The 26314-nt window shown below is 47.2% G+C and carries 18 protein-coding genes and 2 pseudogenes; 12 read left to right on the forward strand and 8 right to left on the reverse strand.

What is annotated here, in order from left to right:
- Positions 1–8 precede the first annotated feature (8 nt).
- Positions 9–1382 (forward strand): ATP-dependent RNA helicase DbpA, encoded by a 1374-nt coding sequence (dbpA, locus tag PS053_RS02260; protein WP_054410409.1) that lies wholly within the window; start codon positions 9–11, stop codon positions 1380–1382.
- 102 nt (positions 1383–1484) lie between these two features.
- On the opposite strand, the gene ttcA is transcribed toward dbpA, so the two are convergent.
- A complete protein-coding gene (ttcA, locus tag PS053_RS02265) occupies positions 1485–2420 on the reverse strand; it encodes a tRNA 2-thiocytidine(32) synthetase TtcA (RefSeq protein ID WP_001157380.1) in 936 nt (311 codons plus the stop codon).
- Positions 2421–2471: 51 nt separating this feature from the next.
- A pseudogene (locus PS053_RS02270) lies at positions 2472–2831 on the reverse strand (tyrosine-type recombinase/integrase); the annotation flags it as partial.
- Between the two features lie 86 nt (positions 2832–2917).
- On the opposite strand from PS053_RS02270, the gene PS053_RS02275 reads away from it, so the two are divergent.
- The 4 genes and pseudogenes from PS053_RS02275 (at position 2918) to PS053_RS02290 (ending at position 6841) form a co-directional block, all read left to right on the forward strand.
- Positions 2918–3553, forward strand: coding sequence for a T3SS effector NleG family protein (locus PS053_RS02275; protein ID WP_072244032.1), 636 nt, complete (start codon positions 2918–2920; stop codon positions 3551–3553).
- A 470-nt stretch (positions 3554–4023) separates the two neighbouring features.
- Positions 4024–4659: pseudogene (locus PS053_RS02280) on the forward strand (T3SS effector NleG family protein).
- Between the two features lie 458 nt (positions 4660–5117).
- Positions 5118–5558 (forward strand): hypothetical protein, encoded by a 441-nt coding sequence (locus PS053_RS02285; protein WP_010340759.1) that lies wholly within the window; start codon positions 5118–5120, stop codon positions 5556–5558.
- 1037 nt (positions 5559–6595) lie between these two features.
- On the forward strand, positions 6596–6841 hold the full coding sequence (locus tag PS053_RS02290) for a hypothetical protein (protein WP_010340761.1): 246 nt from the start codon (positions 6596–6598) through the stop codon (positions 6839–6841).
- 3 nt (positions 6842–6844) lie between these two features.
- Here PS053_RS02290 and uspF read toward each other — a convergent pair whose 3' ends face one another.
- From uspF to nifJ, 3 genes are all read right to left on the reverse strand, one after another.
- Entirely contained in the window at positions 6845–7279 is a 435-nt protein-coding gene (gene uspF, locus PS053_RS02295) for a universal stress protein UspF (protein WP_010340763.1), read from the reverse strand.
- A gap of 140 nt (positions 7280–7419) precedes the next feature.
- Positions 7420–8538: a porin OmpC gene (ompC, locus tag PS053_RS02300; protein WP_000836970.1), complete on the reverse strand. Its 1119-nt coding sequence runs from the start codon at positions 8536–8538 to the stop codon at positions 7420–7422.
- Positions 8539–8897: 359 nt separating this feature from the next.
- Complete coding sequence (nifJ, locus tag PS053_RS02305) at positions 8898–12422, reverse strand: pyruvate:ferredoxin (flavodoxin) oxidoreductase (protein ID WP_256879136.1); 3525 nt, start codon at positions 12420–12422, stop codon at positions 8898–8900.
- 273 nt (positions 12423–12695) lie between these two features.
- Here nifJ and PS053_RS02310 point away from each other — a divergent pair, with 273 nt between their 5' ends.
- Positions 12696–12962: a putative hemolysin gene (locus PS053_RS02310; RefSeq protein ID WP_001200699.1), complete on the forward strand. Its 267-nt coding sequence runs from the start codon at positions 12696–12698 to the stop codon at positions 12960–12962.
- Here the strand turns inward: PS053_RS02310 and hslJ are convergent.
- Positions 12959–13381 (reverse strand): heat shock protein HslJ, encoded by a 423-nt coding sequence (gene hslJ / locus PS053_RS02315; RefSeq protein WP_002462185.1) that lies wholly within the window; start codon positions 13379–13381, stop codon positions 12959–12961. The genes PS053_RS02310 and hslJ overlap by 4 nt on opposite strands.
- Positions 13382–13491: 110 nt before the next feature.
- Positions 13492–14481, reverse strand: a complete 990-nt coding sequence (gene ldhA, locus PS053_RS02320) for a D-lactate dehydrogenase (RefSeq protein WP_000762222.1) — start codon at positions 14479–14481, stop codon at positions 13492–13494.
- Between the two features lie 206 nt (positions 14482–14687).
- Between ldhA and PS053_RS02325 the strand changes: the two genes are divergently transcribed.
- From PS053_RS02325 to PS053_RS02345, 5 genes are all read left to right on the forward strand, one after another.
- Positions 14688–17327 (forward strand): YdbH family protein, encoded by a 2640-nt coding sequence (locus tag PS053_RS02325; RefSeq protein WP_256879135.1) that lies wholly within the window; start codon positions 14688–14690, stop codon positions 17325–17327.
- Positions 17324–17509: a YnbE family lipoprotein gene (locus PS053_RS02330; RefSeq protein WP_000706308.1), complete on the forward strand. Its 186-nt coding sequence runs from the start codon at positions 17324–17326 to the stop codon at positions 17507–17509. Before PS053_RS02325 ends, PS053_RS02330 begins: the two co-directional genes overlap by 4 nt.
- A 7-nt stretch (positions 17510–17516) precedes the next feature.
- Positions 17517–17840: a YdbL family probable chaperone protein gene (locus PS053_RS02335; RefSeq protein WP_000722592.1), complete on the forward strand. Its 324-nt coding sequence runs from the start codon at positions 17517–17519 to the stop codon at positions 17838–17840.
- 222 nt (positions 17841–18062) lie between these two features.
- Positions 18063–18923, forward strand: a complete 861-nt coding sequence (locus PS053_RS02340; protein WP_256879134.1) for an aldo/keto reductase family oxidoreductase — start codon at positions 18063–18065, stop codon at positions 18921–18923.
- A gap of 55 nt (positions 18924–18978) precedes the next feature.
- Positions 18979–21285 (forward strand): DUF2773 domain-containing bactofilin, encoded by a 2307-nt coding sequence (locus PS053_RS02345; protein ID WP_256879133.1) that lies wholly within the window; start codon positions 18979–18981, stop codon positions 21283–21285.
- A 181-nt stretch (positions 21286–21466) separates the two neighbouring features.
- Here PS053_RS02345 and azoR read toward each other — a convergent pair whose 3' ends face one another.
- Positions 21467–22072, reverse strand: coding sequence for an FMN-dependent NADH-azoreductase (gene azoR, locus PS053_RS02350; RefSeq protein ID WP_059225236.1), 606 nt, complete (start codon positions 22070–22072; stop codon positions 21467–21469).
- 200 nt (positions 22073–22272) lie between these two features.
- Between azoR and hrpA the strand changes: the two genes are divergently transcribed.
- The gene (gene hrpA / locus PS053_RS02355; protein WP_256921762.1) at positions 22273–26175 is read left to right on the forward strand and encodes an ATP-dependent RNA helicase HrpA; all 3903 of its coding nucleotides are present in this window, start codon (positions 22273–22275) and stop codon (positions 26173–26175) included.
- The last annotated feature ends 139 nt before the right edge of the window (positions 26176–26314 follow it).

The following is a 26314-nucleotide window of genomic DNA, read 5'->3' on the forward strand; positions in this document are numbered from 1 at the left end:
AATAGATTGTGACCGCTTTTTCTACCCTTAACGTTTTGCCTCCTGCCCAGCTCGCTAACCTTAATGAGTTGGGTTATTTAACCATGACGCCGGTGCAGGCCGCCGCACTTCCTGCGATTCTGGCCGGAAGAGATGTTCGCGTGCAGGCGAAAACCGGCAGCGGCAAAACGGCGGCGTTTGGCCTGGGGTTATTACAGCATGTTGATGTCACATTGTTTCAGACTCAGGCCTTAGTGCTGTGCCCGACTCGTGAACTGGCGGATCAGGTCGCAGGGGAGTTGCGTCGGCTGGCTCGTTTTCTGCCGAATACCAAAATTCTGACCTTATGCGGCGGCCAGCCGTTCGGCATTCAGCGTGATTCACTACAGCATGCGCCACATATTATCGTGGCTACGCCGGGTCGTTTGCTGGATCACCTACAAAAGGGCACTGTGACGCTGGATGCCCTGAATACATTGGTCATGGATGAAGCCGATCGTATGCTGGATATGGGATTTAGCGATGCGATTGATGACGTGATTCGCTTTGCGCCAGCTTCTCGCCAGACGCTCTTATTTTCAGCGACCTGGCCGGAAGCCATTGCCGCGATAAGCGGACGTGTTCAGCGCAACCCTTTAGCTATTGAAATAGATACGACAGAAGCTTTGCCCCCCATTGAACAACAATTTTATGAGACTTCTGCCCAGGGCAAAATTCCATTATTGAAACGACTATTAAGTCTGCATCAGCCATCGTCTTGTGTTGTGTTTTGTAATACCAAAAAAGATTGTCAGGCTGTTTACGATGCCTTGAATGAGGCAGGGCAAAGTGCTCTGGCGTTACATGGCGATCTGGAGCAGCGTGAGCGGGATCAGACTCTGGTGCGTTTTTCTAACGGCAGCGCTCGTGTTCTGGTGGCGACCGATGTCGCTGCGCGTGGTCTGGATATTAAATCTCTTGAGCTGGTGGTGAATTTTGAGCTGGCGTGGGACCCTGAAGTTCATGTGCATCGCATCGGGCGTACGGCTCGCGCAGGAAATAGCGGTCTGGCGATCAGTTTTTGTGCACCGGAAGAGGCGCAGCGGGCCAATATCCTCTCAGATATGTTGCAGATAAAACTTAACTGGCAAACACCGCCAGCCAGCAGCGCCGTTGTGCCGCTGGAAGCTGAAATGGCGACGCTGTGCATTGATGGTGGGAAAAAAGCCAAAATGCGCCCTGGTGATGTGCTGGGGGCGCTGACTGGTGATATCGGCCTGGAGGGGGCGGATATTGGAAAAATAGTCATACATCCGGCGCATGCGTATGTCGCAGTGCGACAGGCAGTTGCTCATAAGGCATGGAAGCAGTTACAGAGCGGGAAGATTAAAGGAAAAACGTGTCGTGTACGGTTGTTGAAATAACGAAATGTTGTATTGCCGGATGCAACACGGGTGTCCTGTCGGGCCTACAAAAGAGTGGAAACAGTGTAGGCCCGATAAACTTGCGCATCGGGCAATGTATTGTTACTTAACTTCAACCACATTCAGCCGTAATTCATCCAGCTGATGGTCATCTTCTTCAGGCTGCCAGCCAGCAGGTTGTAGCGGGATCTCTTCGCGATCGAACGCCAGATCGCCGCCATTAACCACTTCTGAATCATGGTTAATACCTTTGAAATCAAAAAGATTGGTATCACACAGATGTGAAGGCACCACATTCTGCATGGCGCTGAACATCGTCTCAATACGTCCGGGATAACGCTTATCCCAGTCACGCAGCATATCAGCAATGACCTGACGTTGTAGATTAGGCTGCGAGCCGCACAGATTACACGGGATAATCGGGAACGCTTTTGCATCGGCAAAGCGTTGAATGTCTTTTTCGCGGCAGTAAGCCAGCGGACGAATCACGATATGTTTGCCATCATCGCTCATCAGCTTCGGTGGCATACCTTTCATCTTGCCGCCGTAGAACATGTTTAAGAACAGTGTTTGCAGGATATCATCACGATGGTGACCCAGTGCGATTTTCGTTGCGCCCAGTTCTGTTGCTGTACGGTAAAGAATGCCGCGACGCAGACGAGAGCAGAGTGAACAGGTTGTTTTGCCTTCAGGGATCTTCTCTTTTACGATCCCGTAAGTGTTTTCTTCGACAATCTTGTACTCAACGCCCAGCTTTTCGAGGTACTCCGGTAGAACATGTTCAGGGAACCCCGGCTGTTTTTGATCAAGGTTAACGGCCACCAATGAGAAACTGATTGGCGCGCTTTGCTGCAAATTGCGCAGAATCTCCAGCATGGTATAGCTGTCCTTTCCCCCGGAAAGGCAGACCATAATACGGTCGCCATCTTCAATCATATTGAAGTCAGCAATGGCTTCGCCTACGTTGCGGCGCAGGCGTTTTTGCAATTTGTTGAGATTGTATTGTTCTTTCTTCGTATTCTTTTGATTTTCTTGCATTATTTCGATTCTCTGGTACTCAATGGGGCAAATTGGGGGCAAACTTTGCAACTACGATAACCGCGCATTCAACATGGCTACCTGTTCGTCGTTCATGTCATCAATCCACATACCGTAAATTTCATACACCATCTGCGCAGTTTCATGCCCCATCTGGCTGGCTATAAATGCCGGGTTCGCTCCTGCCGTCAACAGTCAGCAGGCAAAAGTATGCCGCGTATGGTACGGATTACGGCGGCGAATGCCAGCACGTTTTACTGGTGGATCTCATCTTGCCCTTAAACTGCTTACCCGGTAATAAGGTTTCTGCCGTTCGGTTCCGCCATACTCCCGATGATAAAAAGTGATTTCGCTTATTCGATGATGCCCTGTCAGTTTGTCTTGCTTCTTTAGTATCTCTGGCCGAAGCAAGGGAAGGCGCTTCAGTTTTTTGTTGTCATGCACTTATGATATTTGTTAAGTAAATAGGGGAGTTAATTCAATAGAGAAACAAATTAATGCCGATAAATCTAACATCTTATTTGAATTCTGCAGGACTATTGGAAACTGTCCCAGAAGATGTACTTTTTAATATACGTGAGCAAAGCTCTGCTGGAGGTGCTCAAATACAATTAGGAAATGTGATGGTTTCGATACAACCTATATCAACGGGAGATTACTTTACCGGACGGGTTAGCCGCGAGGGGCTTTCTGAGGGAGCATTTTATACGGCATTGAGTAATGTTGAATACCTTGAGCTGGAACTTAATGATGGACTCTCAAGCCGTGAGGTTGAGATGTTGGAACGTTTATCAACCATTTTCATTAATAAATCAGGATCATTACTAGACAAAATTGAAGAATGCTCTTTTGATGTAATGCATGCTGCTCTAAGAGGCACAGAGGAGTCAAGAACATGCCCTGTAACATTATGTGAGCCAGAGACAGGAGTCTTTATGAAGAACGCTCTGAGTTCAGATGTGTGTTCACTATATGAAAAAGAAGCATTGGTACAGCTTGTTAAAACGGCGTCTCCTCATCCGCTGAGTAGAGAAAATATAGATGTGTCAATGATTGTATCAAGAGAATCATGCTATTTTGATAATCAATCTGGAAATTTCAAATGTGTTAATGGGAATGTAACCTATCTATAAAAAATTATTCACTGATGAATCTATTGATTCAAATGTTTTATTGATGTGTTAAATATAGTAATATGCCCGCTATAAAAGTGGGCAAAATATTTATGAAAATATATGTGCAATTTTTTGCCAGATGTGATTTTTTCTGTGCCAGAAAGGTCTTTCTGATTGAGTATAATATAGAACTGTTATTCAAGTTATATTCTGAAAACTTAGGTTGTCTGTAATATTTGTTAAGTAAATAGGGGAGTTAATTCAACAGGAGGATGAATTACCGACACCATTGTCATCGCCAGATAACCTTAACTGTTTATAGATTGATGTATCGGTAAAGGTGTTTAGCGGAAACATTAAAGAATGCATATTATATTAATAATAAAGATATTATTATGCATGGAATGTAGTTAATATTTTATTTTTATCATTTTTCTACAGTATTGTGCGAAGTTTTCACAAGCTGAAGCGATTTATTGTGAGTTTTTATGCCAGTTACGACTCTGAATATATCTAGTATACCTCAACTATCTCATGCTGATATATTGGCTTTATAGCAAGCGGCCAGGCGAGAAAGTGAAATAAGAGTATTTATCGGTAGTGGACAATATTCTATCCATCATATCTTGATGCCAGACTGGTTTTCAGTGGAGCCTCTCAGAGGAGGGATACTGGATAGATTATTAAGGCGTGAACATAGAATGGAGGATAGAGCATTTGTGCTGGAATGGCAGCTAAATCATATCCGGGCTTCTATTGATATATCTGGTAATTATATTCAGGATGCATTTTCTGGTTGCAGAGAAAGAAACTCTGATGTCATTAAGTTACAAAGCAAATTAACCTCTTGTATGTTTAGTCTGAATTCTGCAGGCTTTTCTTGTCCAGAGTCTTTTCTGACATGTCCTATAACATTATGTGTACCTGAAGTCGGTGTTTTTATGAAAAATTCTCGAGACTCCAATATATGTAGTTTGTATGATAAAGAATCACTATCGTATCTTATTAAAACCAGTGCACCTCATCCATTGAGTAGAGAAGTAATAACAGAGTCGATGATTGTAGGAAAATATGAGTGTCGTTTTGAACCAGTCAGAGGAAACTTTATTTTAAAGAACAAGTAATAATACAATGAAGTGAAAAGGTTTATCTCAAAATAACGTTAACTCGCTTGTATTCTGAGTAATAAAACCACAGGTATGCCATATATAAGAGCATGCCTGCGGTTACCTGATGGGCTTTCGATAGTGTGCGCTATCGAAAGCCTGTTGTTGCTGGCTATTCGATTCTTATTACAAATGACAGAGTAAAATTGAGATAAATGAAGCCTTGTGGTAACTTGCCAGACTTCACAGGTTATTAATAAAATGTATTTTACTGTTCTTAATCTATAAAATAACTTTTTGTTGTTTTACTGCATTGGTTTTAAAATTAATTTTTATTTAATAAAATTCAATTTAATAAAAACAAATATATTAATCACTCTGATTTTACATTACTTTACAGATGAGCGTTATGCATCCCGTTGTAACTATCTTGTGATATGTGTTATTCATTCTTTGCAATATGGATGTGTATAATTATGAGCAGTGATTTAGATATGCCAGTTACTACTTTAAATTTTTCTCGTGTTTCTCAATTGCCCGCTACCGCAGTACAGTCCTTGCAGGATATAGCCAGAAGAGAAGATAAAGTAAATCTCTCTGCCAGAGGAAGACTTTATTGTATTCACTATGTCGAGATGTTGGATGGCTTTACTGTAGAACTTGTTAAAGGTAGTTTTCTGGACAAGCTACTGAGGCGTGAATATAGAATGGCTGAGATTGTCATTGAACTGGAAAGGCAGCTTAATGGTGGAAATACTTTCCTTGAAGCATACTTTGCTTTTTCACAAAGAGAATTGTCCAGTGCTGATTGGAAGAAACGGACGGATCTTGCTGCGCAAGAAAAAATACCTTGCCGATCTTTCAATGTTAATCCCGGAGATTTCTCTTGTTCAAAAGGTGTTTTGACATGTCAATGATGCCCGATACACCGGGAAAAGGTGTGTTTATGAAATATACCGGAGCACTGCCATTTTTTTAGTTTGCCATGAAGGGCAACTATCACTTGGTTAAAATGTCGGTATCTTAGCCTCTGAGTTGAAGGCAGAAGATTGCAGAACTGATGATAACAAAAGGAGTTTTGTCCAGACGTATTCAGAATACCTCAGGAAGAGTTCATATCTTCTGATATCTTTTGGTTATATAGTGGCCATGAAATATGGCCACTGCCAGTCAAATGAGCATCAGCAGCTTAAATTAACGATACCCTATAAACTCCCGATCACGATCAAAGGCTTAATTGATCTCATCATTCTCGCCAGATATAAACGCATATGTGCTACTCTCTTATATATCGTTATTAAGAGATAGCGTAAATTGCAAGTCAGGTAAAGAAAAATCTATTTTTACACAGAGAATAGATTTATTTTCAGCAACATATTTTTGCTTGTTTAACATGTAAGTATAAAAAGCGCCATGAAAAATCTTCATGGCGGAGTACATGTCTGCACAAACTATGATGAAAGTAGAGTGGCATATGCCACATCATTAATTTACACAGATGATAAACAAATGTAAACATGATTTTCAGAGAGAGCACGATGATATCTATAATAACAACTTTACAAAGTAGTTGAATCTGGATAGATATTTTAAATAAAAAATTTAAAACAAATTTTTGTGCTAAAATATCAAAACAAATCAGTGAAAACGTAATGTTAAGAATATAATTTATTTTTTTGTGGGTAAATATTGATAGCAACGTTAACATTTTCCACGATAGAACTGAATTCTCTTATATTCAATAAACCTCCGGTATTTTTTGATTTTAATTGAATTGCTTTATTACTTTAGAGATATTCGCGGGAGTAACAATGGCGTTGTTTTTATGATGTTTGCTTCTCGCCCCATGCATTGACAAACCGGGACGTGGATTCTGGAGCTATTGACAATCTAATAAAAGCCGCGGCACGTCGTATGCAAGAATGTGCCGCGGCAGGCTGGGAAACTTTCGATAGTGCGAGTATTGAATGGTTTCCAGCCGAAATTGATTCTATTAAAAAACATTCTGAACACGCAATTTACAATTCGCCAATTGAACGGTTTTAAGATTTTTCTTGATGGTGAAAATGAGGTTCCAAAACGCAGGTTATCGTTGTTTATTGTCGGTGCAGATGATTTCTGGCGTTTTGAAATATTGGCGGGAAAACGTCAGCACATTTGCGAAGTGAATCAAAAAGCCCGCAGCGATGTGCGGGCGTGAGGGTTAGCGTACAACCAGTACGGAGCACTCAGCGTGACGCACTACGGCGGCGGCGTTAGAGCCGAGCAGATAGGTGGTGATGTCTGGCCGATGGGAGGCGATGATGATCATATGAGCAGAGAGCTTTTTCGCCATTTCCAGAATACGATCTTTTGGTGAGCCTTCTTCGGCATGGATGTGAACTCTGTCGGTCGGGAGTTTGAACTTTTTAACGATTTCTTCAAGTTGCGATTTAGCTTCCGCTTTCAGGTCTTCCATTGCCGGTAATTCTGCGGAATACGCTAAACCCAGAGAGGCATAGTAGGGCAGGGAAGGTATTACCGTCAGGAAATGAACCTTTGCATCATCAATCTTTGCCTCAGCTTCAACGTGGCTAATCACGCGTTGAGTTAATTCTGAATCAGAAATATCAATAGGGACAAGAATCGTTCTGTGCATAAAACCTCCTGTTTTAGTATCCGCATAAAGTGTAACGCCAGATGACACTTTTTGTGTAATGACGGAGTTCACATTTTTAATTTAGATCAAGGGAGGTGTCATAAGCAGAAAAAGCCCGCCACAGAGGCGGGCTGGCAGGATTAGAACTGGTATACCAGACCTAAAGCAACGATATCATCGGTAGAAATACCGTTTGCTGAGTAGAAGTTATCATCGTCATCAAGCAGGTTGATTTTATAATCAACATAGGTAGACATATTTTTGTTGAAATAATAAGTTGCGCCAACATCTGCGTATTTAACCAGATCTTTATCACCGTCAGTTCCGGTTAAGTCTTTGCCTTTAGACATCAGGAAAGAAACCGTCGGGCGCAGGCCAAAATCAAACTGATACTGGGCGGTAACTTCAAAGTTTTGGGTTTTGTTAGCGATGGTGTTTGCTGAGTTACCGTATGGCGTCATATTGCGGGTTTCGGAGTACATGGTTGCCAGATAGATGTTGTTAGCATCGTATTTTGCCCCGGCGGTCCAGGCATCAGCTTTATCGCCTTCTGCTGTAGAGTATTCGACTTGTTGATTGGTACGGTCAGAACTGGTATAGGCGCCACCAAGGCTAATGCCCATACCTAAATTATAGGTAGAAGAGATACCGAAGCCGTCGCCATTGGCGTTTTTGATATTGCGATCGCCACCGTTTGTCGTGCCTTCTTGCTCATGAGTGACCTGGTTTTCATTCGAGCCCTGATACTGCACCGCAAAGTTCAGACCATCAACTAAACCGAAGAAATCTGTATTACGGTAGGTCGCCACGCCGTTTGCACGACCGGTCATATAGTTGTCAGCTTTGGTGTAAGAGTCACCGCCGAATTCCGGCAGCATGTCTGTCCAGCCTTCAATATCGTACATCACGCCATAATTACGACCGTAGTCAAATGAACCGAAATTGCCATATTTCAGTCCGGCAAAGCCCAGACGTGTCCAGGAATCGCCTTTATCACCTTCGCTACCATTTGCCTGAACGTTATATTCCCACTGACCATAGCCGGTTAGTTGATCAGTAATTTGTGTTTCGCCTTTAAAACCAAAACGTACATAACTCTGATCACCATCGCTATTGGTATTATCGGAAAAATAATGCAGACCATCGACTTTGCCATACAGATCTAATTTATTGCCGTCTTTGTTATAAATTTCTGCTGCATGTGCGGCACCTGCAGAGAGCAGTGCGGGAATTAAGAGCGCCAGTATTTTGCTTTTCATTGAAAAAATCCTTTAGTTATTTTATTTGCCTTTCTCTCCCCATTGGGGAAGTGAAAACATCCTAAAGGAGAAGTTCCATTAGATGATAAATGTTATTTGTTACGCCTTAAGTAAAACCTTAATTAAATAATTCCTGCGAAATGATAATAAGTTTGATGAATGATTTAATGGTGATATATACAAAATAAAAATTATACTTTTAAAAACTGATACGTTATTCTTCGTCCGTTATATGCCTTTATTGTCACAGATATTATTTTCTGTTGGGCCATTGTTACTGACTTTCCAACAAATAAAAAGACAAGCCCGAACTTTCATTCGGGCTTTTTTTCGTTCAGGAGAATCCTTATCCTGTTACTTTACTCCGTTCCACTTTTATCTGCTTTTCCAGCCAGTTGCGCCAGGAAGTCATAACGTTTTTGCAGATCGGCTGCGGCATCTTTCCACAACTGTTTCGCCACTTCCGGTTGTTGTGCGTTCAGGCGGCGAAAACGTTGTTCGTGAAGAAGTGTTTCCTCTAATGCTTCTGATGGCGGGCGCGAGTCCAGCGCCAGCGGCAGTTTACCTTCATCGGCGCGACGCGGATCAAAACGATACAAAGGCCAGAAACCTGTTGCGGTAAGTTGTCGCATTTGATCGTGACTTAATGCCAGATCGTAGCCGTGTTCTTCACAGGGACTGTAAGCGATAATTAGCGATGGCCCCGGGTACGCCTCCGCTTCCTGAATCGCTTTTACCGTCTGGTTTAACTGCGCGCCAAGAGAAATCTGCGCTACGTAAACATGACCGTACATCATCATGCTGACGCCGAGATCTTTACGCGCTTTACGTTTGCCGTGCTCACCAAACTTAGTTACCGCGCCAAGCGGGGTTGCTTTCGACGCCTGACCGCCGGTATTGGAATAACATTGCGTATCCAGTACCAGAATGTTGACGTTTTCCGTCAGACTTAAGACATGATCCAGACCGCCAAAACCGATGTCATAAGCCCAACCGTCACCACCAATCAACCAGATTGATTTCTCTACCAGAGCATCAGCGTCACGCAGCAATTCATGCGCTTCAGGCACATTGTTGAGTTGCTGGCGCAATGCAGCGACCTGTTCACGACGAACTTCTGGCGTGGCATCGGATTTGAGCGCAGCCAGTAAATCAGCGGGGATTTTATCGGTAAATTGATCCAGCAGACGCAGCACGCGTGCTCGATGTTGATCAACTGTCAGGCGGAAACCAAGACCGAATTCAGCATTGTCTTCAAACAGCGAGTTTGCCCAGGCCGGACCGCGGCCATTGGCATCAGTGGTATAAGGCGTGGAGGGCAGGTTACCGCCGTAAATTGATGAACATCCGGTGGCGTTAGCAATCAACATTCGGTCGCCATACAACTGGGTAAGCAGTTTGATATACGGCGTTTCTCCACAACCAGAGCAGGCACCAGAATATTCAAACAGCGGGGTGATCAACTGTGATGTACGAATATCAATACGCTCCAGTTTAGTACGGTCGATTTCTGGCAGGCTGAGGAAGAAGTCGTAATTGATTTTCTCTTCTTCTACGTGTTCCAGTCGCGACATCATATTGATGGCTTTAATTTCTGGATCCTGTCTGTCTTTCGCCGGGCAAACTTCAACGCACAGGTTGCAGCCGGTGCAATCTTCCGGCGCGACTTGCAACACATATTTCTGCCCGCGCATATCACGCGATTTTACGTCCAGCGAATGCAGGCTGGCAGGGGCGTTTTCCATCGCTTCAGGCGGCACGACTTTCGCGCGAATAGCGGAGTGCGGGCAAGCGGCGACACAGTGGTTGCATTGGGTACAGAGTTCTTCTTTCCAGATGGGGATCTCTTCGGCGATATTGCGTTTTTCCCATCGTGTAGTACCCATCGGCCAGGTGCCGTCTGGCGGCAACGCGGAAACGGGGAGGGCGTCGCCAAGCCCGGCGAGCATTGCGGCGGTGACGGTTTTCACGAAATCAGGAGCGGCATCGGAAACCACAGGTGGACGATTTGCACTGTGCGGATTTACCGGCTGTAGCGGTACTTCTTCAATAGATTCACGCGCCAGCGCCAGAGCCTGCCAGTTGCGCTCCACCAGCTCCTGACCTTTACTGCTGTAGCTTTTGGCAATCGCGCCTTGCAATTCTGCCTGTGCGCTGTCGCCTGGCAGAATTTGTGTTAAATGGAAAAACGCCATCTGCATAACGGTATTGATACGTGCCGCCAGACCACATTCACGGGCGATTTTCGCCGCGTTAATCACATAGAAGCGCGCTTTTTTCTGGTTCAACACGGCCTGAACTTCCTGCGGTAGTCGCGACCACACTTCGTCGGCGCTATACGGCGTATTGAGCAGGAAAATGCCGCCGGGTTTCAGACGTTCGGCCATCTGATATTTGTCGATAAACTGTAACTGGTGGCAGCCAACAAAATCAGCCTGGGAAATGAGATAAGCGGAACGAATTGGTTGCTCGCTTACGCGCAGGTGTGAAACCGTCAGGCCACCCGCTTTTTTGGAGTCGTAAACAAAATAACCCTGTGCGTACCACGGCGTGGAATTACCGATAATCTTGATATTGTTTTTGGTCGCGGAAACGCTGCCATCACTACCAAGACCATAAAACAAGGCTTCCAGTTTCGCCGAGTTTGGCAGGGTGTTTTCCGGCAACGGCAGTGACAGATTGGTCACATCATCGTAAATCCCGACAGTAAAACGTGCTTTCGGTTTATCCGCGTTGAGTTCGGCAAATACAGCCAGTACGCAGTCCGGGCCAAACTCTTTTGACGAAAGGCCATAGCGACCACCAATCACTCGGGGGAGTGTTTCACGCTCGCCATTATTAAAGGCTTCTGCCAGTGCGGTCATTACATCAAGGTACAATGGTTCCGCCTGCGCGCCGGGTTCTTTGGTGCGATCCAGCACCGCCACGGTACGCACGGATTCTGGCAATGCTTGCAGCAGATGTCTGGCAGAGAACGGACGGTATAAACGAACTTTCAGTACCCCGACTTTTTCGCCGCGAGTCAGCAACTCGTCTACCACTTCTTCACAGGTGCCGATAGCAGATCCCATCAGGATAATTACCCGCTCTGCCTGTGGATGTCCGTAATATTCAAATGGTTGATACTGGCGGCCCGTCGCGGCAGCGAAATCCTTCATCGCCTGTTCAACATGTTTATAAACCGCGTTGTACCACGGGTTAGTGGCTTCACGTGACTGGAAGTAAGTGTCCGGGTTCGCCGAGGTGCCGCGAATGACTGGATGTTCTGGATTCAGCGCGCGGGCGCGATGGGCATCGATTTCTGCCTGCGGCATCAATTCGAGAATTGTGTCATCGGTCAGAGGGACAATTTTGTTGATTTCGTGGGAGGTACGGAAACCATCGAAGAAATGAATAAATGGGATGCGGCTTTTCAGCGTAGCTATTTGCGCAATGAGAGCAAAGTCTTGCGCTTCCTGAACGTTTGCGGCGCAGAGCATGGCACAACCGGTCTGACGCACAGCCATCACGTCAGAATGATCGCCAAAAATGGAGAGCGCATAAGTAGCAACGGTACGTGCCGCAACATGCAGTACAAACGGCGTTAACTCGCCCGCCAGTTTGTACAGAGTTGGGATCATCAGCAGCAGCCCCTGCGATGATGTAAATGATGTTGAGAGCGCGCCTGTTTGCAAAGCGCCATGCACCGTTGCGATAGCGCCCGCTTCGGACTGCATTTCAACCACGCGAGGGATATCTCCCCAGACGTTTTTCAGGCCGTTTCCGGCCCAGGCATCAGCCTGTTCCGCCATCGTGGAACTGGGGGTAATAGGGTAAATGGCGATAACTTCGCTGGTACGAAACGCTACTGAAGCGACCGCGCCATTTCCGTCAATTGTGATCATACGACACCCTTACATTGCGCAAATGAGGGGCGCGCGAAATAGCTGCGCACCCAGTAATTATCTCTCAATTTTAGCAAATGGCTTTCCGTCGCATTTTCGCTTTTGTGTCCCCCATATCAGCGTAATGAATGTTTTGATTAAACAGAGGGTAAAAAAATAGCCACAAAAAAGTAAAAATGCGTGGCAACACGCACAGAGACTCTCGACGCCGTCGCCTGGTCTGCCTATTATTTAGGGCGGTATCGTTTGGCTTTAAGATCAGAGGAGGAGTAAATGCGAGCAGCGTTGTGGGTGGGTTGTGCCGCTTTATTGTTATCGGCGTGTAGTAGCGAACCTGTTCAGCAGGCAACGGCGGCACATGTTGCGCCAGGTTTAAAAGCATCAATGTCCAGTAGTGGAGAAGCAAATTGCGCAATGATTGGCGGTTCGCTTTCCGTTGCCCGTCAACTGGATGGAACGACCATTGGGATGTGTGCATTACCCAACGGCAAACGCTGTAGCGAGCAGTCGCTTGCCGCCGGAAGTTGTGGCAGCTATTAATTGACCAAATCGGCCAGCTTATAGATTAATGTCTGTTTTGCGGTCGCCAGCGTTAATTGGTTCGCGGTCAGATCTACTTGCGCACCTTCTTTCAGCATTTCGCTGATGGTATTGTCGAGTTCGTTAAGCTGTGGATTCGCGCACATCATACGGGTCATTGCCAGCGTTTTAACTTTCAGCTCGCCATTAGAAAGTTTACCTTCACCGCTAAAGCGGTTACACATGCTGCCGGAAATCATCATTTTTTCACCAAAACTGATTTCTGGCGGATTTTTATCGCTGGTGACAGGCTGACCATTTACATTTTCCAGAACAAAGCGATGATGCTGCAATTGCTCAGGCGTCACAGCAATTTTATCATTACTTACACATCCCGCCATCAGCAGGCTTATCGCAACGAGCGCGGCTACTTTCTTCATTGTGATTCTCAATTATAGTTTCTGATTCAGGAATATTTTAAGAATAGAAGATGAAAGGTCTTTGAGGATTATCTGAATAAGCTCCCCTGCAGGACAGGGGAGCGGTGAAATTAAACCAGTTCGTTAGGGCAAGGTTCGCCTTTCTCCAGATGACTTAAGTTTTGTAGCGTGGTCTGGGAGATACTGGTCAGAGCCTCCGCGGTCAGGAATGCCTGATGCCCGGTAAACAGCACGTTATGGCAGGCAGACAGACGACGGAATACGTCATCCTGAATCACGTCGTTGGATTTGTCTTCAAAGAACAGATCGCGTTCGTTTTCATACACGTCCATCCCCAACGAGCCGATTTTCTGGTTTTTCAGCGCTTCAATCGCGGCCTGAGAGTCAATCAGAGCGCCGCGGCTGGTGTTAATCACCATTACACCGTCTTTCATTTGCTCAAATGCAGTTTCATTAAGCAGATGGTAGTTCTCCGGCGTCAGCGGGCAGTGCAGGGAGATAACGTCAGATTCAGCGAACAGCGTCGGCAAATCGACATATTCTACGCCGAGCTCCAGCGCCGCCGCACTTGGATACGGATCGAATGCCAGTAGGCGCATGCCGAACCCTTTCAGAATGCGTAGCATAGCTACACCGATTTTACCCGTGCCGATAACGCCTGCCGTTTTGCCATACATCGTAAAACCCGTCAGACCTTCCAGAGAAAAGTTGGCGTCACGAGTGCGCTGATAGGCACGGTGAATTCGACGGTTTAGCGTCATCATCATGCCGATAGCATGTTCAGCGACGGCTTCCGGGTCGTAGGCTGGAACGCGCACCACTTTCAGGCCCAACTCTTTTGCAGCGTCGAGATCGACGTTATTAAAACCGGCACAGCGCAGGGCAATATATTTCACGCCATGCTTTTTCAGCTCTTCCAGCACCGGGCGGCTGCCGTCATCATTAACGAAAATACACACTGCTTCACAGCCATTGGCGGTTTTTGCGGTTTTTTCCGTCAGCAGAAAGTCAAAAAATTCCAGCTCAAAGCCAAAGGACTCGTTCACCTGTTGCAGGTACTTTTTGTCGTACTGTTTTGTGCTATAAACGGCGAGTTTCATAAGACTTTCTCCAGTGATGTTGAATCACATTTAAGCTACTAAAAATATTTTACAAAATTTCAAATATAATTGAAAGGTGGAGTTATATTGAAAACTTCAGAAACATCTATGCTTAGTGTAGGCGCAACCTTCAACTGAACGGTTAAACATGCCAAAATACTGCATTGACTGCTTAATTTTTCGCTAAATCAGGATATTAACTACCCATGCTGGGTAAATATAAAGCCGTTCTCGCGCTGCTATTGTTGATCATTCTTGTGCCATTGACGTTGCTGATGACGCTGGGTCTGTGGGTTCCCACGCTGGCGGGCATCTGGCTTCCTCTTGGTACTCGCATTGCGTTAGATGAAAGCCCTCGCATTACGCGTAATGGTCTGGTCATTCCTGATCTCCGTTATCTGGTGGCGGATTGCCAGTTGGCGCATATCACCGATGCTCGTCTTTCTCATCCCAGCCGCTGGTCGCTTAATGTCGGCACCGTGGAACTTGATTCCGCGTGTCTGGCGAAATTACCGCAGACGGAACAATCGCCCGCAGCGCCGAAAACCCTTGCGGAATGGCAGGCTATGCTGCCCAACACCTGGATCAACATTGATAAGGTTATTCTTTCTCCCTGGCAGGAGTGGCAGGGAAAATTATCTTTAGCGTTGACGTCAGATATCCAGCAACTTCGTTATCAGGGCGAAAAAGTTAAATTTCAAGGCCGGTTAAAAGGGCAAACTCTGACGATTAACGAGCTGGCTGTTTCTGCGTTTGAAAATCAGCCGCCTGTCAAACTGGTCGGTGAATTCACCATGCCGCTGGTGCCGGATGGCCTGCCTGTGAGCGGTCATGTCACGGCGACATTGAATTTGCCGCAGGAACCCAAACTGGTGGATGCTGAACTGGAGTGGCGAGAGAACAGTGGACAACTCATCGTGATGGCGCGAGGTAACGACGAGCCGTTGCTCGATTTGCCATGGGAGATTACCCGCCAGCAACTGACCATCAGTGATGGACGCTGGATCTGGCCTTATGAAGGTTTTCCACTGAGCGGGCGTCTGGGGATAAAAGTTGAAAACTGGCAAGCGGGACTCGAAAACGCACAGATTAGCGGGCGCCTGAGCGTGCTGACGCAAGGGCAAGCAGGTAAGGGCAACGCGGTGCTCAATTTCGGCCCAGGAAAACTGAGCATGGATAACAACCAGATGCCACTGCAACTGACTGGCGAGGCAAAGCAGGCGGATCTTATTTTGTATGCACGGTTGCCCGCACAGTTAAGTGGAAGTCTGACCGATCCCTTGCTGGTCTTTGAACCGGGCGCGCTATTACGTTCAAAGGGAAGAGTTATTGATTCACTGGACATCGATGAAATTCGCTGGCCTTTGGCTGGCGTTAAAGTGACGCAACGTGGTGTCGATGGTCGTTTGCAGGCTATTTTGCAAGCTCATGAAAACGAGTTAGGCGATTTTGTGCTGCATATGGATGGGCAGGCCAAAGATTTCTTGCCTGATGCTGGTCGCTGGCAGTGGCGTTACTGGGGGAAAGGCAGTTTTACGCCAATGCACGCGACATGGGACGTTGCGGGAACGGGGGAGTGGCATGACAACACGATCACGCTGACCGATCTCTCAACCGGCTTCGACCAGTTGCAATATGGCACCATGAAGGTGGAAACGCCACGTTTGATCCTCGAGAAGCCCATTGTCTGGATACGCGATCCACAGAATCCATCTTTTAGCGGCGCATTGTCACTGGACGCCGGACAAACGCTTTTTACTGGTGGCAGTGTGTTACCGCCATCAACGTTAAAATTTAGTGTCGATGGGCGCGATCCGACTTATTTTCTCTTCAACGGAGATTTGCATGCCGGAGCGATCGGGCCGGTTCGTGTAAATGGTCGCTGGGATGGCATTCGCCTGCGCGGCAATGCCTGGTGGCCCAAACAATCATTGACTGTATTCCAGCCGTTAGTCCCGCCAGACTGGAAGATGAAATTGCGTGAAGGCGAATTGTATGCCCAGGTTGCATTTTCAGCTGCGCCCGATCAAGGCTTCCGTGCGGGAGGGCATGGCGTGTTGAAAGGCGGCAGTGCCTGGATGCCGGACAATCAGGTCAATGGCGTCGATTTTGTTTTGCCGTTCCGTTTTGGTGACGGAGCATGGCATTTGGGAACACGGCGACCAGTATCACTCCGTATAGCTGAAATTGTTAACCTGGTGACGGCGAAAAATATTACAGCCGATCTTCAGGGGCGTTATCCGTGGACTGAGGAAGAACCGTTATTGTTAAGCAATGTTAGCGTCGATGTATTGGGCGGTAACGTACTGATGAAACAATTACGTATGCCACAGCACGATCCGGCGTTGTTGCGTCTGAATAATCTCTCGTCCAGCGAACTGGTCAGCGCCGTTAACCCGAAACAATTCGCCATGTCTGGCGCATTCAACGGCGCGCTGCCTTTATGGCTGAACAATGACAAATGGATTGTCAAAGACGGCTGGCTGGCAAATGCAGGCCCCATGACTTTACGTCTGGACAAAGACACGGCGGATGCAGTGGCAAAAGACAATGTGACTGCGGGAACGGCAATTAACTGGTTGCGCTATATGGAAATCAGTCGTTCATCGACAAAAATTAATTTAGATAATCTCGGCGTGTTAACCATGCAGGCAACAATCACCGGTAATAGTCGTGTCGATGGTAAAACCGGTACGGTAAATCTCAACTACAGCCATGAAGAAAATATTTTCACGCTGTGGCGCAGTTTACGCTTTGGCGATAATCTCCAGGCATGGCTGGAACAGAATGCCCGATTCCCGGAAACTGGCTGCCCATCAGGAAAAGAGTGTGAGGAAAAACAATGAAAATAGTGATAGCCGCGTTCGCGTCCTCTTTTATGTTAGCTGGTTGCACGCCGCGCATAGAAGTGGCTGCACCGAAAGAACCCATCACCATTAATATGAACGTTAAAATTGAGCATGAGATCATCATCAAGGCGGATAAAGATGTTGAAGACTTGCTCAAAACCCGTAGCGATCTTTTTTGAGGCGATGATGAAGAAAATATTACTGGTAGTGGTATGGATTATTAGCCTGATGAGCAGCAACGTTATGGCACTAACTCTGGACGAAGCCAGATCTCAGGGGCGGGTCGGTGAAACGCTTAATGGCTATCTGGTGGCGCTGAAAACGGATGCCGAGACGCAGACATTAGTAAAAGATATTAATGAAGCTCGTAACCGTAGCTATCAACAACTGGCAAAGCAAAATAATGTATCAACTGAAGATATCGCTAAACTGGCAGGGCAAAAACTGGTAGAGCGTGCTAAGCCGGGGGAGTTTGTGCAGGGCATTAATGGAAAATGGTTACGAAAATAACTTACGGGGAATGCTCAGAATTTTGCATCACGTTAAAAACTCTACAGCGAAACAATATTAATTATTCTGTTACCGGGTAGTACAGATATCCGGGCAAATTCATGTTGTTTTTTGTCAGGCTAACACATTTTTTTACGCATCTGTATTCAATATCCATTTCTTCGCTTGCCGTTCATTTCTATACTGATTTTTCTTAATCCGCTTTTTACAGGGCAGGGTGTTATGAGCAGCAACGTATTTATTCTTGGTACAAAATCCGTCAAGCGCCTGGGTTATGGCGCGATGCAACTGGCTGGCCCTGGCGTCTTTGGGCCGCCAAAAGATCGCCATGTTGCTATTACGGTATTACGCGAGGCGCTGGCGCTGGGCGTCAATCATATCGACACCAGTGATTTTTACGGTCCTCACGTGACTAACCAAATCATCCGTGAAGCATTGCATCCTTATCCCGACGATTTGACGATCGTGACCAAAATTGGCGCACGTCGTGGTGATGACGCCTCCTGGCTTCCGGCATTTTCGCCTGCGGAGCTTAGACAGGCAGTACACGATAACCTGCGTAACCTGGGGCTGGACGTGCTGGATATTGTTAATCTACGCGTGATGATTGGCGATGGTCACGGTCCGGCGGAAGGATCGATTGAAGCTAGCCTGACTGTGCTCGCAGAAATGCAGCAACAAGGTCTGGTGAAACATATTGGCCTGAGCAACGTGACACCGACGCAGGTGGCTGAAGCACGTAAGATCACTGAAATCGTCTGTGTGCAGAACGAATACAACATTGCACATCGTGCCGATGACGCGCTGATTGATGCGCTGGCTGACGATGGTATCGCTTATGTGCCGTTCTTCCCGCTTGGCGGCTTTACGCCACTACAATCAACAACGCTCTCTGACGTGGCTGCAAGCCTTGGTGCCACACCAATGCAGGTGGCCCTGGCATGGTTGTTACAGCGTTCACCGAATATTTTATTGATCCCTGGGACATCTTCTGTCGAACATTTGCGGGAAAATATGGCTGCCGCAAAATTGCAGCTTTCTGCGGAAGTATTGACAACTCTGGATGGCATTTCGCGAGAGTAATAATATTAACGAAAGGGAGGCTCTTAGTTTCCCTTTTTAACGGCATGGAGCGCATATGCTTAAGGCAAGGATTTGCGGCTGGATACTCTTACTTCCTCTCTTTGTTCTGAGTCTTCCCGCACAGTCGGAATTACGATGTGTCGCAAATGCGGTTGATATCAGGCCGCTCTTTTCCGCTGTAACGACTGAAGACAGGAAGCGTATTGAAGGAACCATCAATAATAGCGTTAATCTTGCCACCTTCGATTTATCCGCAACAGACTGGACAGTACATCGCGGTGATCTGGTGGTGGATGGTGACATCGAGAGTGATGGAAAGCTGATTGTTCTCGGTAATTTGACTATCAAAGGAGACCTTTCAACTGACTCACTCATTGAACCCTGGATTGTTCTTGGCAACGTCACAGCAGACAATATTTTTACTGGTTCGCCCCTGTTAATTACCGGTTCGATTAACGCTAAAGGGTTAGTATTTATTAACTCATATTACGATAATCCTTCGACAATAAAAGGGAGTATCAATGCCCGCGGAATATTTATTGATGATACCACAGCGCCTGTTTTATTCTCATCAGCAAATAGTGAATTCATTGTCCGAGCCAGTGACAAACAAGAGACTAAAAATGTAAAAAAAGCACTGACATTAATGAACCCCGAAGCATATTACTGGCGGGTAGTTAATGATGAAGATGTATTGAATGATTTTTTTAAACGAAGTAATTCTCGCATAGCGGGTAATGTATGCAAACAGATGAAGCAACATGCGTTATTTCGCTCTAATCCCTCTCCAGATTTGGCGCAAGAGTTACAAATGCTGGATGAAGGGAAGGTTGCCGCATTTGAAGGACGTGATATTGCTACATTTGATCTTGCCGTATTGCGAACACTGCCAACGATTAAAGGCATTTCGGCAAAATTACGTAAACAACTTATTAATAGTAATGATGAACAAACGATCGAGAATATGGCTCGGTATATGCCCGATCATGAAATTCTGGAGTTGACCGATCAGCAATTGGGTTACCAACCTGTTGTTCTTGGTTTGCTCGACCGTGAACCACTCTCTGTCGAAATAATGACGCGAATGAGTCATCTACCTGATGGTGTCGGGCCATTGAATCTTGCGGTACGTGAAGATCTCCCTCTGGATATCGTCATGACTCTGGCGAAAAGAGACTGGGACATGATCATTCAGGATCTTTATAAAGATGCGTGGTTACTGCCCGAATCCATAATAGATGGCTACATACGCAGTGATAATCCTGATATTCGCCGTGTCGGTGCCAATGGACAGCTCACCTATCTCCAGGCGATGCTGTTGGCAAAAGATTCATCAAATGATGTTCGCTCGAGTTTAGCTTCTAACCTGGCAGATATGAAACACCATGGTCAATTGTTGCGGATGACGCCAGAAGAGAGTGACAAAATTGCAGCATATTTATACCAAAAATTCGAGAGTGACGATGATTTAACCGACACGTTATTTTTAGCATTGCCAGATAACTTACAGTTTAAGTTTGTTAAAAGGATGGAGAAAAAAATCCCTGATTACTTTTGTTGTCGGGGCATGCAGATAATTCATTCTGATGCCGCTTTACAACGGCTATTGACACGTTTCAACAATCCTGAGGGTTGGAGTAATCTGGCAAAAAATCAGTATCTGAGTACGGCGATGAAACAAAAAATTTGGCAACGTGTTTTATGGCATCGAAAACATCATCCTGAAGCAGATTCTGCCGCATATGAAACCAGCGCTGATATGATTTTATCTGAGTTGATTAGCCGCGGTGAAGTTGATGACCAGATGCTATTGAATGCCACCTCCCTGATACGTCAGGGGAACTGGGACTATTTAGAAAGTGCATTGTTTAGTTGGGGAAATTTACCTGCTGTTGTTCTCAAGGAATTACAGCAAAACACGCCACGTAACGATAGTTGGGCGAAGCTATTTCTGAGTCAGGAAAACAGTACCCGTGCGCAGGTTAACGAAGCATTACGTGTTTATTATGCCTCTGACCCTGATGTAATAACGCAACTGGATAAGCTGGCAAAACAGCCGGATCGTATTTGGTGGAGTACGCTTGCGAAAAGCAAGCGGACATATTTCAAATTGGGTGCACTTAATAATCGCCATACACCGCCTGCGGCACTGGCGGCAGAAACCGATTCGGAGTGGTGGATTGTGGCGATGAATAATCCCTATTTTCCTGCTGACGTTCTGAAAGTCAGGCTGAAACGTGATCCTTTGCTGGCATTGGAATTGGCTAATCCCGACCCGCAATTAATTCGTCAACTGGCGCGGCAAGGTAAAACACGAACTATTCGGGAACAGGCAATGAAGAAGTTGGATATGATTTATTGACTCTTTTTTATCCGCAGGAATTAGCGATATTCAAGTCAAAAGCTCGCAGATTATATTAACAACGAAACATAAAGAAATGTTGCGAACGTGGTCGAAGAGTGTTGCTAAAGTTGGTGTATAACGGGCATGTGTGGACTGCACGCTTTAGCCGCGCAATCCACATCAATATTTGGCAGTCCGGTTATGCAGCAACAATGCTGTCAATCGCTGCTTTTGCGTCAGACTGCGCTTTCGCTGCCATTTCCGGGCCGTACGCGATCCCTTCGGCGAAGACAAATTTCACATCGGTAATGCCGATAAAGCCCAGGAACGTGTTCAGGTACGGAGTAACCAGATCCGTTGGCCCATCTTTATGGATGCCGCCGCGGCTGGTAATAACGACGGCTTTTTTACCGGTTATCAGACCTTCCGGGCCCTTGTCGGTGTAGCGGAAGGTAACGCCAGCGCGTGCCACCAGGTCAAAATAGTTTTTTAACTGAGTTGAGATGTTGAAGTTGTACATCGGTGCCGCAATAACGATCACGTCGTGGGCTTTCAGCTCGGCAATCAGCTCATCAGAAAGAGCAAGGGCTTCTTTTTGACGCGGGGTCAGCGGGGAATCGCTCGGACGCAGCGCACCAACCAGTTCGCCATCCAGTACCGGAATCGGGTTAGCCGCCAGGTCGCGAACGGTAATTTCATCCGCAGAATGTTTTTCACGCCACTGTTCAACAAAATAGTCAGACAACTGACCAGACTGAGAGTACCCTGCCAGAATGCTGGATTTGAGAACTAATACCTTGCTCATGGTGTTTCCTTTTAGATGTTTGAATGGGCATTGCCCCGTTGCTTGTTGACACTCTATTCACAATCCTGCCACAGAGATAGCGCAATATATCGAAGCCTATGTTCGAATTTATTGAACAACACATAGAAAGCCGCGATGTGGTACTCTATATCTATCATTTAAAAGAAATTTAATCAGGCATCTCACTGCCCACTAACGTTATGACAGAACAACAGAAATTGACTTTTAACGCCCTTCAGCAACGCCTGGATTCGTTAATGTTGCGTGACAGACTGCGTTTTTCTCGCCGTCTGCATGGGGTGAAAAAGGTTAAAAATCCTGATGCACAACAGGCCATTTTCCAGGAGATGGCGAAAGAAATTGACCTGGCGGCAGGGAAAGTTCTGCTACGAGAAGCGGCACGCCCGGAAATTACTTATCCAGATAATTTGCCGGTGAGTCAGAAAAAACAGGACATTCTGGACGCTGTGCGTGATAACCAGGTCGTGATTGTCGCTGGGGAAACAGGGTCTGGTAAAACCACTCAGTTGCCGAAAATCTGTATGGAACTGGGGCGCGGAATTAAAGGTCTGATCGGACATACCCAACCTCGTCGTCTGGCGGCACGTACCGTGGCGAACCGTATTGCGGAAGAGTTGCAAACAGAGCCGGGCGGCTGCATCGGTTATAAAGTCCGTTTTAGCGATCACGTCAGTGATAACACGATGGTCAAGCTGATGACTGACGGTATTCTGCTGGCGGAAATCCAGCAGGATCGGCTGCTGATGCAATACGACACTATCATCATCGATGAAGCGCACGAACGTAGCCTGAATATCGATTTTCTGCTCGGCTATTTGAAAGAGCTGTTGCCGCATCGCCCGGATCTGAAAGTGATCATCACCTCAGCAACTATCGATCCAGAACGATTCTCACGCCATTTTAATAATGCGCCAATTATTGAAGTCTCCGGTCGCACTTATCCGGTGGAAGTGCGCTATCGCCCGATTGTTGAAGAAGCCGATGACACCGAGCGCGACCAGTTGCAGGCGATTTTTGACGCCGTAGATGAACTGAGCCAGGAAAGCCCTGGCGACATTCTGATCTTTATGAGCGGTGAGCGGGAAATTCGCGATACCGCCGATGCGTTGAATAAGTTGAATTTGCATCATACGGAAATTCTGCCGCTCTATGCACGACTGTCTAACAGCGAACAGAATAGGGTGTTCCAGTCGCACAGCGGACGGCGCATTGTACTGGCGACCAACGTCGCGGAAACCTCGCTGACCGTACCGGGTATTAAATACGTTATCGACCCTGGCACAGCGCGTATCAGTCGTTATAGCTATCGCACCAAAGTGCAGCGTTTGCCTATTGAGCCCATTTCGCAGGCTTCTGCTAATCAGCGTAAAGGCCGCTGCGGACGTGTGTCAGAAGGGATCTGTATTCGTCTCTATTCCGAAGACGATTTCCTCTCGCGCCCGGAGTTTACCGACCCGGAGATTCTGCGTACCAACCTGGCCTCGGTTATTTTGCAGATGACCGCGCTGGGACTGGGCGATATCGCCGCGTTCCCGTTTGTCGAAGCGCCAGATAAACGCAATATTCAGGATGGCGTGCGTCTGCTCGAAGAATTAGGCGCGATCACCACTGATGAACAGGCCAGCGCCTATAAACTGACGCCGCTTGGTCGCCAGCTTTCACAACTGCCTGTCGACCCACGTCTGGCGCGTATGGTGCTGGAAGCGCAGAAACATGGCTGCGTGCGTGAGGCGATGATTATCACGTCCGCGCTCTCCATTCAGGACCCACGTGAGCGTCCGATGGACAAACAGCAGGCATCGGACGAAAAACATCGTCGTTTCCACGACAAAGAATCCGACTTCCTGGCGTTTGTAAATCTGTGGAATTATCTTGGCGAGCAGCAAAAGGCGCTTTCTTCAAACGCCTTCCGTCGCCTGTGTCGTACTGATTATCTCAACTATCTGCGCGTGCGCGAATGGCAGGATATCTACACCCAGTTGCGCCAGGTGGTGAAAGAACTTGGCATTCCGGTTAACAGCGAACCGGCGGATTATCGCGAAATTCACATTGCGTTGCTGACCGGTTTGCTTTCGCATATCGGCATGAAAGATGCCGATAAACAAGAATATACCGGCGCACGTAACGCGCGTTTCTCCATCTTCCCCGGTTCTGGTTTATTCAAAAAGCCGCCGAAATGGGTAATGGTGGCGGAACTGGTAGAAACCAGCCGCCTGTGGGGGCGCATTGCGGCACGCATCGATCCTGAATGGGTAGAGCCAGTTGCTCAGCATTTAATCAAACGCACCTACAGCGAACCGCACTGGGAACGGGCGCAGGGCGCGGTGATGGCAACCGAAAAAGTCACCGTTTACGGGCTGCCGATTGTTGCTGCGCGTAAGGTCAACTACAGCCAGATCGATCCGGCGTTATGTCGTGAACTCTTTATTCGCCACGCGCTGGTGGAAGGTGACTGGCAGACGCGTCACGCATTCTTCCGCGAAAATCTGAAACTGCGGGCCGAAGTGGAAGAACTGGAACACAAATCACGTCGCCGCGATATTCTGGTGGATGACGAAACGTTGTTTGAGTTTTACGACCAGCGCATCAGCCACGATGTGATCTCCGCACGCCACTTCGACAGCTGGTGGAAAAAAGTTAGCCGCGAAACGCCTGATTTGCTCAACTTTGAAAAGAGCATGTTGATCAAAGAAGGTGCGGAAAAAATCAGCAAGCTGGATTATCCGAACTTCTGGCATCAGGGCAATCTCAAGCTGCGTTTGAGCTATCAGTTTGAGCCGGGGGCGGATGCTGACGGCGTGACCGTGCATATTCCGCTGCCGTTACTTAACCAGGTTGAGGAGAGCGGATTTGAATGGCAGATCCCAGGCCTGCGTCGTGAGCTGGTTATTGCACTGATAAAATCGCTGCCGAAACCGGTACGGCGTAATTTTGTACCCGCGCCAAACTACGCCGAAGCGTTTTTAGGCCGCGTCACACCGCTGGAGCTGCCGTTGCTCGATAGCCTGGAGCGCGAGCTACGGCGGATGACAGGCGTTACCGTTGACCGCGAAGACTGGCACTGGGATCAGGTGCCCGATCACCTGAAAATTACCTTCCGCGTGGTGGACGACAAAAATAAGAAGCTAAAAGAAGGGCGCTCATTACAGGATCTGAAAGACGCCCTGAAAGGCAAAGTACAGGAAACGCTGTCCGCAGTGGCGGATGACGGTATCGAGCAGAGCGGCCTGCATATCTGGAGCTTTGGTCAACTGCCGGAAAGCTACGAACAGAAACGCGGCAACTACAAAGTGAAGGCGTGGCCGGCGCTGGTGGATGAGCGCGACAGCGTGGCGATCAAACTGTTTGATAACCCGCTCGAACAAAAGCAGGCGATGTGGAACGGTCTTCGCCGTTTACTGCTGCTGAATATTCCATCGCCGATTAAGTATCTGCATGAGAAGTTACCAAACAAAGCCAAGCTGGGTCTGTACTTTAACCCGTATGGCAAAGTGCTGGAGCTGATCGATGACTGTATCTCCTGTGGTGTGGATAAATTAATCGACGCCAACGGCGGTCCGGTCTGGACCGAAGAGGGGTTTGCGGCGCTGCATGAAAAAGTGCGTGCCGAACTGAACGATACGGTGGTGGATATTGCGAAGCAGGTCGAGCAAATCCTTACGGCAGTGTTCAATATCAACAAACGCCTGAAAGGGCGCGTTGATATGACCATGGCGCTGGGGCTTTCTGATATCAAAGCGCAGATGGGCGGGCTGGTGTATCGCGGTTTTGTCACTGGCAACGGCTTCAAACGCCTGGGCGATACCTTGCGTTATTTGCAAGCGATTGAGAAACGGCTGGAAAAACTGGCGGTCGATCCGCATCGTGATCGCGCCCAGATGCTGAAAGTCGAAAACGTCCAGCAGACGTGGCAGCGATGGATCAACAAGCTGCCTCCCGCGCGCCGTGAAGACGAAGACGTAAAAGAGATACGCTGGATGATTGAGGAGTTGCGCGTTAGTTACTTCGCTCAACAACTTGGCACGCCTTATCCGATTTCGGATAAGCGTATTTTGCAAGCGATGGAGCAGATTACCGCCTGACGTCTTTTCTGCCGTCTCCCTCTCCATAACCCGGTTAGCGCAAGCTGCCGGGTTTCTTTCTTTATAAATTCCGAAAAAGTCGCTACGCAATAGGGTAAGTCCGAGGAGAAGAGTAACCTTTTCGCGTGCAGATAAATCA

Origin of the sequence: Escherichia albertii (genome assembly GCF_028622335.1) — a bacterium.
GTDB lineage: Bacteria > Pseudomonadota > Gammaproteobacteria > Enterobacterales > Enterobacteriaceae > Escherichia > Escherichia albertii.

Excerpts from the sequence above, each read along its gene's own strand:
- ttcA (WP_001157380.1), bottom strand. The coding sequence starts at position 2,420 with ATGCAAGAAAATCAAAAGAATACGAAGAAAGAACAATACAATCTCAAC.
- PS053_RS02275 (WP_072244032.1), top strand. The coding sequence starts at position 2,918 with ATGCCGATAAATCTAACATCTTATTTGAATTCTGCAGGACTATTGGAA.
- PS053_RS02285 (WP_010340759.1), top strand. The coding sequence starts at position 5,118 with ATGAGCAGTGATTTAGATATGCCAGTTACTACTTTAAATTTTTCTCGT.
- uspF (WP_010340763.1), bottom strand. The coding sequence starts at position 7,279 with ATGCACAGAACGATTCTTGTCCCTATTGATATTTCTGATTCAGAATTA.
- ompC (WP_000836970.1), bottom strand. The coding sequence starts at position 8,538 with ATGAAAAGCAAAATACTGGCGCTCTTAATTCCCGCACTGCTCTCTGCA.
- nifJ (WP_256879136.1), bottom strand. The coding sequence starts at position 12,422 with ATGATCACAATTGACGGAAATGGCGCGGTCGCTTCAGTAGCGTTTCGT.
- PS053_RS02310 (WP_001200699.1), top strand. The coding sequence starts at position 12,696 with ATGCGAGCAGCGTTGTGGGTGGGTTGTGCCGCTTTATTGTTATCGGCG.
- hslJ (WP_002462185.1), bottom strand. The coding sequence starts at position 13,381 with ATGAAGAAAGTAGCCGCGCTCGTTGCGATAAGCCTGCTGATGGCGGGA.
- ldhA (WP_000762222.1), bottom strand. The coding sequence starts at position 14,481 with ATGAAACTCGCCGTTTATAGCACAAAACAGTACGACAAAAAGTACCTG.
- PS053_RS02325 (WP_256879135.1), top strand. The coding sequence starts at position 14,688 with ATGCTGGGTAAATATAAAGCCGTTCTCGCGCTGCTATTGTTGATCATT.
- PS053_RS02330 (WP_000706308.1), top strand. The coding sequence starts at position 17,324 with ATGAAAATAGTGATAGCCGCGTTCGCGTCCTCTTTTATGTTAGCTGGT.
- PS053_RS02335 (WP_000722592.1), top strand. The coding sequence starts at position 17,517 with ATGAAGAAAATATTACTGGTAGTGGTATGGATTATTAGCCTGATGAGC.
- PS053_RS02340 (WP_256879134.1), top strand. The coding sequence starts at position 18,063 with ATGAGCAGCAACGTATTTATTCTTGGTACAAAATCCGTCAAGCGCCTG.
- PS053_RS02345 (WP_256879133.1), top strand. The coding sequence starts at position 18,979 with ATGCTTAAGGCAAGGATTTGCGGCTGGATACTCTTACTTCCTCTCTTT.
- azoR (WP_059225236.1), bottom strand. The coding sequence starts at position 22,072 with ATGAGCAAGGTATTAGTTCTCAAATCCAGCATTCTGGCAGGGTACTCT.
- hrpA (WP_256921762.1), top strand. The coding sequence starts at position 22,273 with ATGACAGAACAACAGAAATTGACTTTTAACGCCCTTCAGCAACGCCTG.